Raw genomic sequence first — 12,342 nt, forward strand, 5'->3', positions numbered from 1 at the left:
CAAGGCGGCGCGCACGCCACCGGCCGGAAAATTGGCGTGCGCCTTGCCATAGCTTTGTGCCGCTGTCAAAAGCTGCGTCGCTTTTACTCCCCGGCAGACCATGCCCAAACGGAAATGCACTGAACATCATGGCCCATCATGCTGACGAGGCGGCGCGCCCGCGCCGCTTTTCCGCAGGCTCTGCGCTGACCGGCGCGATCCGCGTTCCCGGCGACAAGTCGATCTCGCACCGCGCGCTGATGCTGTCGGCGCTGTGCGTGGGCGAGAGCCGCATCTCGGGACTACTGGAAGGCGAAGACGTGCTTGCCACCGCCGCCGCGATGCGGGCGATGGGCGCGACGATCGCACGCGGCGACGATGGCGTGTGGACGGTGCACGGCGTCGGTGTGGGCGGGCTGATGCAGCCGCAACAGGCGCTCGACATGGGCAATAGCGGCACCTCGACCCGCCTGCTGATGGGGCTGGTCGCCAGCCACCCGATCACCGCGATGTTCACCGGCGATGCATCCTTGAGCCGCCGCCCGATGGCGCGCGTTACCGATCCGCTCAGCGAAATGGGCGCGGAGTTTGGCGCCAGCCCCGGCGGCACGCTGCCGCTGATGGTGCGCGGCCTGCAGCCGGCGGTGCCGATCACCTATCGGCTTCCCGTCGCCTCCGCGCAGGTCAAATCGGCGATCCTGCTCGCCGCGCTCAACACGCCGGGTACCACCACGGTGCTCGAACCGGTGGCGACGCGCGACCATAGCGAAAAGATGCTCGCCGGATTCGGCGCACCGCTGACGGTCGAGGTCGATGCCGAAGGCGTACGGCATATCTCGGTCACCGGACCGTGCGATCTCAAGGCACAGGATATCGTCGTTCCGGGCGATCCGTCGTCCGCCGCGTTCTTCATCGTCGCCGCGCTGATCGTGCCGGGATCGGATCTGATCATCGAGAATGTCGGCATGAACGTCACCCGCACCGGCATCATTACCGTGCTCGAGGCGATGGGCGGGCAGATTGAGCGGCTTAATGAACGCACCGTCGGCGGCGAGCCGGTGGCGGACCTGCGCGTGCGGGCGAGCGCGCTCAAGGGAATCACCGTCGATCCCGCGATCGTGCCAAGCATGGTCGACGAGTTTCCGGTGTTCTTCATCGCCGCCGCGATGGCCGAGGGTACGACCGTGACCTCGGGGCTCGACGAGTTGCGCGTCAAGGAATCGGACCGGCTCGCCACCATGGCGCGTGGGCTCGAGGCGATCGGCGCGGCGGTGGAAGAGCGCGAGGACGGCCTTGTCATCACCGGCAGCGGGGGCAGCGCGCTGCCCGGCGGCGGGCCGATCACGACATCGCTCGACCACCGTATCGCGATGAGCTTTGCGGTGGCGGGGCTGGTGAGCGATTCGGGCGTCGAGGTCGACGACACGCGGCCCATCGCGACCAGCTTCCCCGATTTCCTGACGCTGCTCGAAAGCGCGCAGGCTGGGGCATGAGCCCGCTTGTCGCCAATATCATCGGCATTATCGGCAGCGTGCTGTTCATGGGCGGCTTCATCTATGCCAACCGGGCCCGGCAGATCGACAAGCTGCTGTTCAACGCGATCAACTTGGCAGGTGCCATCCTGCTGCTCATCTCGCTTTCGGTGCATTTCAACCTCGCGGCCGTGATTCTCGAGACTGCCTGGGGTCTGATCGCGCTATCGGGGATCATCAGCGCGCTGCGTGCGCGGCGCGAGGGGAAACCATCATGAAACGAACCGTCCTTTTCACCCTCCTGCTGACGGGCTGCGCCTCTGCCCCGATGGCCACCCCGCGCCTTGCGAGCGATGCGCAGATCGCCGCGGCCGAAGCAGAGCCCGTCGGCGAGTTCGCGACCGAGATGCGCTGGAACGATCGGATGGCCCCTTTCACCATCCTGGATAACGTTCATTATGTCGGCACCGCCGGGATCGGCGTGTTCCTGGTCACCACGCCCGAGGGGCATGTGCTGATCGATGGCGCGCTCGCTCAATCGGTGCCGCAGATCCTGGACAATATCCGCACGCTGGGCTTCGAGCCCAAGGACGTAAAGTATATCCTCAACACGCATGGCCATTTCGACCATGCCGCAGGGCTGGCGGGCCTGCAGCGCGCGAGCGGCGCCAAGGTCATCGGCAGCGCGGCGGACAAGCCCTATCTGGAGGCCGGGCGTGTCGACCATGGCCCGACAAAGGACGCGCTGTTTCCGCCGGTGCGGGTCGATCGCACGGTCGGAGACGGCGATACGGTCAGGTTGGGCGGGACCACGCTGACCGCGCATCTGACGCCGGGCCACTCGCCGGGATGCACCTCATGGGGCCTGACCGCGAAGGATTCCACCGGCACCCCTCGCAAGGTCTTCCTGCATTGCAGCGCTTCGCTGGGCGGCCAGTCGCTGGTGCCGCCCGCCTATCCGGGCATGGCCGACAATTACCGCGCCAGCTTCGCCAAGGTTCGGGCGATACAGGCAGACGTGTTTCTCGCTAACCATGACATGTTCTTCGGCCTGCACGAAAAGCGCGCGCGGCAGCTGGCGGGAGAAAGGGACGCCTTTGTCGATCCGGGCGAGTTGCAGCGGTTCAACAGCGCTATGGAGCAAGGTTTCCTGAAGGCCCTGGCCAAAGAGCAGGCCGCTGCAGACGCGGGCAAGCGGCCATGATCATCGCGGTCGATGGACCTACGGCGAGCGGCAAGGGCACGATCGCCAGGGCGCTGGCCAAGCATTTCGGGCTGCCGCATCTCGACACCGGGCTGCTCTATCGCGCCGTCGGCGTGATGGCGGTGAGGCTGGGCGGCGATCCCGACAATCCCGACGAGGCGCTGGCCGGTTGCGCGTTCGACGATGCGCTGCTGAACGACGACCATCTGCGCAGTGAGATGGCAGGTGGCCTTGCCAGCCGCGCCTCGCGTCACCCTGCGGTCCGCCAGGCGCTACTCGAACGGCAGCGGGCGTTTGCATCGCAACCGGGCGGGGCAGTGCTCGACGGTCGCGATATCGGCACGGTGATCGCGCCCGATGCTGCGGCCAAGCTGTTCGTCACCGCCAGCGTCGCCGCACGCGCCGCGCGGCGCTATCATGAGATGCTGAGCCGGGGCGAACAGGTGACGCTGGAGGAGATCGCGGCAGACCTCGCCGCACGTGACGCGCGCGATTCCGGAAGGGCGGTCGCGCCGCTCAAGCCCGCCGATGACGCGCTCTTGCTTGATACCAGCGATTTGACTATAGGGCAGGCCGTTCAAAGGGCCATAGAGCTGGTGAACGGCAGGACAGAAGGCGGCCCAGCCGCCCGACCTTAGATGTTTCGATCATCGTGAACATCGCACGCGCCGCAAGCGGTCCGGGCGAGCGTTCGCGCTGTTTGCATATCTGCTGCTGTCCCCCGCAAACATGCGCTTTTCGGGCGCTTTCCGGTGCATTCGGCCCGGGGGGCAGGTTCAGCCAAGACCGCCGGAGACAACCGGCTGGCCGGACAAAACTGTGTTAAGGAACGTTGGATTTATGGCCTCTACGGCATTTCCCAGCCGCGATGATTTTGCGGCACTTCTCGACGAATCGCTGGGCGGCGCTGCCGCTGTCGACGGCGGATTCGAAGGCCGCGTCGTCAAGGGCACGGTCACTGCAATCGAAAACGACAAGGCCGTCATCGACGTCGGTCTGAAGTCGGAAGGCCGCGTGGCGCTGCGCGAGTTCGCCGCCCCCGGTCAGGACCACGGCCTGAAGGTCGGTGACGAAGTCGAAGTCTATGTCGACCGGATCGAGAATGCCGATGGCGAAGCGATGCTGTCGCGCGACCGCGCACGCCGCGAAGCCGCATGGGACAAGCTGGAAAATGAATTCGGCGAAGGCAAGCGCGTCGAAGGCGTGATCTTCGGTCGCGTCAAGGGCGGCTTCACCGTCGATCTCGACGGCGCCGTCGCGTTCCTGCCCGGCAGCCAGGTCGATATCCGCCCCGTGCGCGATGTCACCCCGCTGATGGACATCCCGCAGCCCTTCCAGATCCTCAAGATGGACCGTCGTCGCGGCAATATCGTCGTCTCGCGTCGCGCCGTTCTGGAAGAAACCCGTGCCGAACAGCGCACCGGCCTCATCCAGTCGCTGGCCGAAGGCCAGATCATCGACGGCGTGGTCAAGAACATCACCGATTACGGTGCGTTCGTCGACCTGGGCGGCATCGACGGCCTGCTGCACGTCACCGACATCAGCTACAAGCGCATCAACCACCCGAGCGAAGCGATCAGCATCGGCGAAACCGTCAAGGTGCAGATCATCCGTATCAACCAGGATACGCAGCGCATCTCGCTGGGCATGAAGCAGCTCGAAAGCGATCCGTGGGAAGGCGCCAGCGTCAAGTATCCGGTCGGTGCGAAGCTTTCGGGTGCCGTCACCAACATCACCGAATATGGTGCGTTCGTCGAGCTGGAGCCGGGCATCGAAGGCCTGGTGCACGTTTCGGAAATGTCGTGGACCAAGAAGAACGTCCATCCCGGCAAGATCGTTTCGACCAGCCAGGAAGTCGATGTCATCGTTCTGGAAGTCGATGCCGAAAAGCGCCGCATCTCGCTGGGCCTCAAGCAGGCACAGTCGAACCCCTGGGACGCCTTTGCAGAAAAGCACCCAGTGGGCAGCGTCGTCGAGGGCGAAGTCAAGAACGCGACCGAGTTCGGTCTGTTCATCGGCCTGGATGGCGATGTCGACGGCATGGTCCACATGTCGGATATCGCCTGGGGCATCTCGGGTGAAGACGCGCTCAACCTGCACCTCAAGGGCGAGCAGGTGAAGGCGATCGTTCTCGACGTCGATGTCGAGAAGGAGCGCATCTCGCTGGGCATGAAGCAGCTCGAAAAGGGTGCTCCGGCCGTGGGCGGCGCCGACAGCTCGAACCTGCGCAAGAACGAAGTCGTCACCGTCACCGTGCTCGAAGTGCGCGACGGCGGCCTGGAAGTCCAGGTTGGCGAAGACGGCGCGACCGGCTTCATCAAGCGCAACGATCTGGGCCGCGACCGCGACGAACAGCGTCCCGACCGCTTCCAGGTCGGCCAGAAGCTCGACGCGATGGTCACCGGTTTCGATCGCTCGCGCAAGCCGACCTTCTCGGTCAAGGCGCACCAGCTGGCCGAAGAAAAGCAGGCGGTTGCACAGTACGGTTCGTCCGATTCGGGTGCGTCGCTGGGCGACATCCTCGGCGCCGCTCTCAAGCAGCGCGAAGACTGATCCTAAGGGTCTTCCCCGTGCGTCAGTGCGGGTGACGTTTCAAAAAGGGGCATCGGCTTTCGGCCGGTGCCCTTTTTTGTGCAATCTGGCGCGAATAGCAGCAGCGCCCCCAAGAACAGCGTTGAAACCAATCACGATTTCTGACAGCATTTGACTGCCTGTCGACTGGCAACAGCGCTGGGCACTTGCATCTGCGTTTCCGTTATACGGGTCAGACGCATTGGCTTGTCGGGGGGCTGGTCAATTGATTGTGGGATGTGGTGTGAGGGACGCCGCAGCCTGGCATCCCGTCGTGTAATCGATTGCAGGAGATTGACCATGATACGATCGGAACTGCTGCAGCTGCTGGAGGAAGAAAATCCAGGGCTCCGGTCAGACGAGATCGAAAAGATCCTCGATATCTTCTTCGACAACATCATCGAGCGACTGGCTGAAGGCGGACGGGTCGAATTGCGGGGCTTCGGAGCCTTTTCCACCCGCGCGCGCGAGCCGCGCAAGGGGCGCAACCCGCGTACGGGCGAAGCCGTCGACGTGCCCGCCAAGCGCGTGCCGTATTTCAAGCCCGGCAAGGAAATGCGCGCCCGGCTCAACGCCGATTGAGCAACCAGACGGAGCGGGCAGGCAAGCTACGGACTTGCCGCGCTGCTTTATCCCGGCTTATAGACCCCTGCGCCGTGCGGGCGTGGCGAAATGGTAGACGCAACGGACTTGAACATCATGTGAGTGCGCGCGGGGAAACCTGCGACGTAGAACTGCTCAAATTCGGGGAACCCTGTCAAATGGCAATCCCGAGCCAAGCCCGTGCCTCGCGGCCGGGAAGGTGTAGAGACTAGACGGGCAGCACCTAAACCCTGAAATGCCAGGGCAGGGTGAAGGGATAGTCCAGACCCCGAACGCGCCCCAGGCGGCGCGGCGGCGAAAGCCGTGGCGGGTAAGAAAATCCGTCGGGCTTTGCCCGTGGGGGTTCGAGTCCCCCCGCCCGCACCAGGCCTGCCGACAGGGCAGGCGCTCCGCGCCGGATCAGGCGGCGTTGCGCCCTTGCAATGGATCGCGGCTGCTGATCGCACAATTGCGTCCCGATGCCTTGGCTTCATAGAGCGCCGCATCGGCGCGGGCATACAGTGCCTTTGCGCTGTCGCCAGCGCTCCAGCATGCAACGCCCAGGCTAGCGGTGATGTTCAGCGTCAGATTGCCATGCACTTGGAACGGCTGGCGCGCGATCGCGGCGCGGATGCGTTCGGCAATGGCATCGGCGATGACTGGTCGCGCGCGGTCGAGGATGACCATGAACTCTTCGCCGCCCATCCGACCGATCATGTCGCCCGGCCGCAGCAGCGACTGCACCCGACTGGCCAGCGCCCGCAGCGCATCGTCGCCGGCAACATGGCCGTGGCGGTCGTTGATCGTCTTGAACCGGTCGATATCGAGCACGATGACCGCGAGCGACCCACCGGTGCCCATGCGCTCGAGCCGGGCGTCGAGATCGCTCAACACTTTGCGCCGGTTGGCAACACCGGTCAGTGGGTCGAGTTCCGACAGGATGCGCAGCTTTTCATTGGCATCGTTGAGCGCCCTGGTGCGTTCGGCGACGCGCTGCTCCAGCTCGCCATGCGAGGTGCGGATCGCACCGGCCAGCGTCTCGAAGCGCGAGACGAGCCGGGCAACCTCGTTGCCGGTGCGATCATCGGCGGGCATCTCCAGCATCGCATCGCTGGCCAGGCCGCGCGTGATCCGTTCCGCTTCGCGCGTCAACCGCCGCAGCGGCTTGGCGACCAGATGGCGCAGCACCAGCACCACAATCAGCAGACAGCCGGCCAGCGCGATCACCGCCATGGCCGCGATACGCGGGATCGGGCGCAGCGCCCTGGCCAGGATCAGCTGCTCGGGCTTGACGGTGAGCGCATACCAGCCCGGGCCGGGCACCTGGTGCAGCGACACATAGGCATCGAGAGCCTCTGCCTTGCCGACATAGCCATTCTGGCCATGGCGACGCACCAGCGCCCAGATCGCAGCCAGGTCGGACCGTGCGCTGTTCGTGATGTCCAGATATTCCCCGGTCTTGCGGCTGTTCTGCCGCGTATAGCCGGGATGATAGATCAGCCGCCCCTCGCGCGAGATCAGGATAACCTGTTCTTCTGCGGAGTCGGCAAAGCGCCCTGCCGGGGCAATCTCGTCGAGTGGCATCGACGTGCCGAACGTGCCGATATGCCGCACATCGCGATCGACCGGGGTCATGCAGCCCGTCGTCCAGACCTCCTGATATTTCAGCGAGATCAGCGATTGCAGTCCGGTGCAGCGCATCGCGCGCGCAGGATTGGCGGCGATGGTCGAAATGGTCGCGAACTCGCGGTCCTGAAACGCGAAGTCCGCAGGCGCGGTCTGGCGATAGAATTCCAGCCGGTCGGGACGGTCAGGCGCGAAGATGACGATGCCGTTGCGCGGCGTGAAATAATAGAGGCTTTCCAGATCGTGACGGCTGCCCTCGCTGAGGCGGCGGATGGCCAGGGTCGCGGCCACGATGTCGCGCACCGCGCCATCGTCCTGGTCGATCCCGGCAGGGATGAAGCCCGCCATGCCGTGCACCATCCCGATCGCGGTCGGGCCGCCGGTGAACATCCTGTCGATGCTGCGCCGCGTGCCGTCGGGGCGCAGCGGATAGAGCGCCTCGAACGCGCGCCGCGCCTCAGCATCGGTCAGCGCGGTGTGCTCTTCGCGGAACAGCTCGACCGCGCGTGTCTGCGTCCGCTGGATGCGATCGAACCGGTCGGTGAGTTCGTGCACCACTGCGGCGTTGCGCTGGTCGAGCCGCGCCAGCGATTCGTCGATCGCCTTGGCGCGCTCCTGCGAAAAGGCGACTAGCGCGGTCGCAGCGATCATCAGGGTAAATCCGATGGCGAGGCTCAGCGCCGTGCGCGAGCTGACCGACATCGAACGAAACCATGGCGAGAGGCGGGCAAGCATGGCGCCTTGTGGACGATTTTGGTTAATTTACTGCAAAGCCTAGCACTTTCCTCCCGAACTGGCGGGATTATCCTATCCGCAAGGGTTCGGCCGGGCCTATCATGGCGACAGGGGCCGGGTTGTGATGCGGGTCATGGTTTGACCGGATATTGCCGCTACGATAATGTGGTCCAGGGTCGTTGGCGGTTCCTGGCTGGAGAGGCTGAACGATGGAAAACAGGTTGATGAAATCGGGCATGCAGGCGCTCGCGCTGACGGCGGTGCTGGCCATGGCGCTGCCAATCCCTGCCCAGGCCCAGTTCGGCGGCCTGTTGCGCTCGCGTCCCAGCAGCAGTGGCAAGACCGCGACCGGATGCGACGACAGCGCGGGCAAGGCCGCCGGGCGATCGGTGCTTGGCGGCGTGCTCGGCGGTCTGGCGAGCCGTGCAGGGCTTCCCAGCTTCCTGCCCGTGCCCGAGGTCGCCGGCCTTTTGACCGACGCCATCGCCTGCAAGCTCGAGCCCGAGGAGCAGAAAAAGGCGGCGGACGCGACGCTGGAGGCGACACGCGGCGAAGAGGTGGGCAGCACCTCGTCCTGGACCAGCGAGACGCGCAAGGACGTGTCGGGCACCTCGACCGTGGTCGGCAAGACGCAGCTCGCGGATGGATCGACCTGCATGAACGTCAACGATGTCATCATCGTCGAGGGCGAGGAGACGACGGTGTCGAAGCGCATGTGCAAGAAGCCGGGCGCCGCGCGCTACGAAATCGCGCAGGCTTGAGTTGATGCACGCACCGCATCGATGGCTGCTGGGCCTGGCCGCGACCGCCTTGCTGTGCGGCCAGTCGCCCGCGCCGATGGACCCGGCCAATCCCACCTGCCCGCAATCGCCCGACTGGTCGAACAACAAGATCATGACGCTCAAGGTCGTCAAGAAGGGCGATGCCAGGGTGCTGCTCGCCGAAGGCCCGGTCGATCAGACGCTGCCCGACCGGCTGAAACAGGCGCTGACCGACAATCCCGATATCAGCGAGATCTGGCTGCGCTCGCCCGGCGGCAACGCGCGGGCCGGGAATGCAGCGGGACGCCTGATCCGTTCCACGCCGGGGCTGGTGACGCGCATTCCGGCGGGCTGGACCTGCTTTTCCGCGTGCAATTTCGTGTTCATGGGCGGCCAGCTGCGCGTGGTCGAGCCGGGCGGGAATTTCATGGTGCACATGTTCACGATGACTGGCGACCGCGACGCGATCGACCAGTCGGTCGCGCTGGGGACCGACACCACGGTCGAGCTGATCGGCGATATCGAGCAGGAAAGCGCGCTGCTCGCCAGCGAGGACAATGATTTCCTGATCCGCATGGGCGTCTCGCGCAAGCTGCTGACCGACATCATGTACAAGCAGAAGGCGGTGGCGAGCGGCGGCGGTGGCGATCAGTCGACCCGGCGCTGCCTGACGCAGGACGAGGTGTTCAAGTATAACGTGGCGAACGTGCAGGAATAGAGCGCGCCGATCACGCCATCGCGCTGAGCAGCCATACCTTGTTGCGCATCATCACCCCTTCGCCGTCGCGATAATGGCGCGTGAACAGCGCCAGCAGATCGTCGCGCGCGCTTGCCAGCACCTCAGGACCCGCCTCGGCCAGCGCGCGCCCGATGGCCATGCTGGCGAGCGCGAAGTCCGCTGCGTCTTCGGGCAGCGCACCAGGGCCGCCGATCGCCTGTTCGCCCTGCAGCGGTTCGATGGCAGGCGCGGCAAAACCGGCGTGCGCCAGGATGTCGCGGACATAATCGAGATCGGCAAAGGCGAACGGGCCGGGGGTGCGCGGATCGGGCGAGGGGATATCGACATGCGCCCGCGCGACGCCCATCAGCTCCATCATCCACGGATTGTCGCGCGGCGCGGCCCAGATCGCCAGGTCGATCCGCCCGCCGGGCTTCAGCATGCGGTGCAGGTTGGCGAAAGCGGCATGGGGATCGGCAAAGAACATCGACCCGAAGCGCGAGACCAGCCGGTCATAGGGTGGATCGTCGAGCGTCACGGTCGCGGCATCGGCGCAGACGAAGCGGAGATTGGCATGCCCCTGGGCACGGGCCCGGGCGAGGTCGATCAGATCGGGCGAAATATCCAGCCCCAGCACCGCACCGTCCGGCCCCGCCGCCTCGGCCAGCGCCAGCGAGGTCAATCCCCCGCCGCACCCCAGATCGATCACCCGCTCCCCTGGAGCAATGGCGGCGCGCGCCAGCAGCGCCTCGCCGATCGGCGCGATCATCCCCTCGAACCGGTCGATATGGGCAAGCCACTTGCGCCCCTGCTCCCCCGCCCAGTCTTCGCCCTTGAGCTGTTCGGGCGTGGCGGCGGCGCTGGTCATGACGGGCTCTCCTGTGGTGGTGCGGGAGAGGGTAGGGGGTGATGGGGGGAGGTCAATGGGGAAGGTGGAGGCGTCAGGCCAATCAAGGCCCGGCTGAACGTCGAGAGCCGATAAAGGGTTGATGCGATAGTCGTCTGCCCTCATTATTGAGAGCATGGCAACCGCTCCTGATCCGAAGCCCGTGCCCCGCGCGCTGATCGAGAAGATCGGAATGCTGTCGCGCGCCCGGCAGAGCGAAGTCGAGGATTTCGTCGATTTCATCGCAATGCGCGACGCTGCCTCGGCCAGTGCAGAGCGCGAGCTTTCCCGCATGGCCACTGCCGTGAGCGATCCTGCCTTTGCTGCCGTCTGGAATAATCCTGAAGACGACGTCTACGATGCCCTTTGAGCCAGCGGATATTGCCTTCGGCGCTGTCGTTCTGGTTCCATTCCCGTTCACCGATCAGGCAACATCCAAGCGGCGTCCGGCTGTCGTGATCAGCTCGGCAAATTATCATGCGTCACGACCCGATGTGATCCTGATGGCCATAACCAGCCAACTCCGCGCATCCGCCGCTTTTGGCGAGGTCTGGTTGAAGGAATGGCAGGCGGCGGGGCTGCTCAAGCCTTCGGCCGTGAAGCCGGTTGTCGCGACGTTCGCGCGTGATCTGATTATCCGCCAGCTTGGGAACCTGGCGGAGGATGATGCCAAGGCCTTGCGCGCTGTCATCTCGGAATTGATTGGTTGAGGTTGAAGCGGATATTTTTGGCGGCTTAAGCAAATTTCTTGGCTAGTATAGCAGTTATGCTTTTCGGGATTGTGTAATAATAATTGTCCTGCACAGTCGGGAGTGAATGAATAATTGCTGTGTGTATGGACAGCGGTTTCGATCTTGGTGAGGATAGTGTCAGCAGATGAGTTATTATTTGTCTATTATAATTTCTCATTTCTACTAAAAATTTTTATTTTCAAATGCGTGCCGCCATGACTCCGATAATATTGGTAAAGTTCCAGGTTGAATTGGTTTATGATCATGGCTCTCAAATAGCACATCATCATAAATTGGGTTGCAAACCGCAAATATCCTAAAAAATAAGTTATCACTAAATGCGCAAAATGCTCCAAGGATTTCCCTTTTATCAGTATTGTATCGATAATTGAATGTGCGGCCAGAGGTCTTTTTGCCTTGAGTTAATTGGCCAAATGCTGGCAGAATGGACAAAATATTTTCAACTTCACCTCTGTATAGTCCTGAGTTGAAATAATGTTGGGCAAAAACCTTCGCTTCCATGGGTATTGGATTGCCCGTATGTTCGCGAAATAGGGCCATACCTAATTTTGCGCCAAACGCCTGCATTAGAGAGGTTGTTATGGGGCCATCGAGAGTGATTTTTTGCATTTTCCCGTAAATGTTTGATCTACCTTTTGCCCAAACCTCCTCGCTCTTGTTAGGGTCAAATATTTCTCTTATGAAACCAGGGGCAATATATGAGAGTGTACTAAGAATTTTAGAGGCTCGTCTCATAACTTCTGGCGATGCCTTGTGTTCTGGAGATACTCGTGCCAAAAATGATGCGGCAGCATCAGATGCTCTGGAGGAGTAATTGCAAGTAGAGCAAGAGGCAAATTCTAAGCCACTTGGCCGACCTCCATTGTCAAATATTGATCGTGGGGGCATATGTTCAACGCTGTCAGGTGAATTATCGCAGTAGATGCACCTATTTTCTCCCTTAAGTATTTCATCTCTCTTCCGACTCTTATTTTTTGCTTCGCCCATTGCCATCCCTCGAGAAAGATTGAATACACGCGACATTACAGATTTATTGTTGATGTGCGTCAACAGTTT

At 63.0% G+C, this 12,342-nt stretch carries 13 protein-coding genes; 10 read left to right on the forward strand and 3 right to left on the reverse strand.

What is annotated here, in order from left to right:
- Positions 1-128 precede the first annotated feature (128 nt).
- The 6 genes from aroA to FG486_RS10020 all read left to right on the forward strand — a co-directional run bounded on the left by aroA (position 129) and on the right by FG486_RS10020 (position 5,808).
- Positions 129-1,472: a 3-phosphoshikimate 1-carboxyvinyltransferase gene (aroA, locus tag FG486_RS09995; protein WP_181267399.1), complete on the forward strand. Its 1,344-nt coding sequence runs from the start codon at positions 129-131 to the stop codon at positions 1,470-1,472.
- A complete protein-coding gene (locus tag FG486_RS10000; protein WP_060979323.1) occupies positions 1,469-1,729 on the forward strand; it encodes a CBU_0592 family membrane protein in 261 nt (86 codons plus the stop codon). The genes aroA and FG486_RS10000 overlap by 4 nt, the downstream gene beginning before the upstream one ends.
- The gene (gene bla, locus FG486_RS10005) at positions 1,726-2,655 is read left to right on the forward strand and encodes a subclass B3 metallo-beta-lactamase (protein WP_181267400.1); all 930 of its coding nucleotides are present in this window, start codon (positions 1,726-1,728) and stop codon (positions 2,653-2,655) included. Before FG486_RS10000 ends, bla begins: the two co-directional genes overlap by 4 nt.
- Positions 2,652-3,293 carry a (d)CMP kinase gene (locus FG486_RS10010; protein ID WP_066284930.1) on the forward strand — a complete coding sequence of 214 codons (642 nt, stop codon included), beginning with the start codon at positions 2,652-2,654 and terminating at the stop codon, positions 3,291-3,293. Before bla ends, FG486_RS10010 begins: the two co-directional genes overlap by 4 nt.
- A gap of 202 nt (positions 3,294-3,495) precedes the next feature.
- The gene (gene rpsA, locus FG486_RS10015) at positions 3,496-5,208 is read left to right on the forward strand and encodes a 30S ribosomal protein S1 (RefSeq protein WP_066284932.1); all 1,713 of its coding nucleotides are present in this window, start codon (positions 3,496-3,498) and stop codon (positions 5,206-5,208) included.
- A gap of 318 nt (positions 5,209-5,526) precedes the next feature.
- The gene (locus FG486_RS10020; RefSeq protein WP_060979331.1) at positions 5,527-5,808 is read left to right on the forward strand and encodes an integration host factor subunit beta; all 282 of its coding nucleotides are present in this window, start codon (positions 5,527-5,529) and stop codon (positions 5,806-5,808) included.
- Positions 5,809-6,228: 420 nt separating this feature from the next.
- Here FG486_RS10020 and FG486_RS10025 read toward each other — a convergent pair whose 3' ends face one another.
- Positions 6,229-8,136, reverse strand: coding sequence for a sensor domain-containing diguanylate cyclase (locus FG486_RS10025; protein WP_181267401.1), 1,908 nt, complete (start codon positions 8,134-8,136; stop codon positions 6,229-6,231).
- Positions 8,137-8,393: 257 nt separating this feature from the next.
- Here FG486_RS10025 and FG486_RS10030 point away from each other — a divergent pair, with 257 nt between their 5' ends.
- Positions 8,394-8,930, forward strand: coding sequence for a hypothetical protein (locus FG486_RS10030; protein WP_137776197.1), 537 nt, complete (start codon positions 8,394-8,396; stop codon positions 8,928-8,930).
- A gap of 4 nt (positions 8,931-8,934) precedes the next feature.
- Positions 8,935-9,648: a COG3904 family protein gene (locus FG486_RS10035; protein WP_241695687.1), complete on the forward strand. Its 714-nt coding sequence runs from the start codon at positions 8,935-8,937 to the stop codon at positions 9,646-9,648.
- A gap of 10 nt (positions 9,649-9,658) precedes the next feature.
- On the opposite strand, the gene FG486_RS10040 is transcribed toward FG486_RS10035, so the two are convergent.
- Complete coding sequence (locus tag FG486_RS10040; RefSeq protein WP_181267402.1) at positions 9,659-10,516, reverse strand: class I SAM-dependent methyltransferase; 858 nt, start codon at positions 10,514-10,516, stop codon at positions 9,659-9,661.
- Between the two features lie 154 nt (positions 10,517-10,670).
- Between FG486_RS10040 and FG486_RS10045 the strand changes: the two genes are divergently transcribed.
- Together FG486_RS10045 and FG486_RS10050 are read left to right on the forward strand one after the other, a co-directional pair.
- The gene (locus tag FG486_RS10045) at positions 10,671-10,904 is read left to right on the forward strand and encodes a toxin-antitoxin system, antitoxin component, Xre family protein (protein WP_181267403.1); all 234 of its coding nucleotides are present in this window, start codon (positions 10,671-10,673) and stop codon (positions 10,902-10,904) included.
- Positions 10,894-11,244, forward strand: coding sequence for a type II toxin-antitoxin system PemK/MazF family toxin (locus FG486_RS10050; RefSeq protein WP_181267404.1), 351 nt, complete (start codon positions 10,894-10,896; stop codon positions 11,242-11,244). The genes FG486_RS10045 and FG486_RS10050 overlap by 11 nt, the downstream gene beginning before the upstream one ends.
- A 204-nt stretch (positions 11,245-11,448) precedes the next feature.
- Here the strand turns inward: FG486_RS10050 and FG486_RS10055 are convergent, their stop codons facing one another.
- Positions 11,449-12,336 carry a hypothetical protein gene (locus FG486_RS10055; RefSeq protein ID WP_181267405.1) on the reverse strand — a complete coding sequence of 296 codons (888 nt, stop codon included), beginning with the start codon at positions 12,334-12,336 and terminating at the stop codon, positions 11,449-11,451.
- Positions 12,337-12,342: the final 6 nt, after the last annotated feature.

Source organism: Blastomonas ursincola, assembly GCF_013607875.1.
Lineage (GTDB): Bacteria > Pseudomonadota > Alphaproteobacteria > Sphingomonadales > Sphingomonadaceae > Blastomonas > Blastomonas ursincola.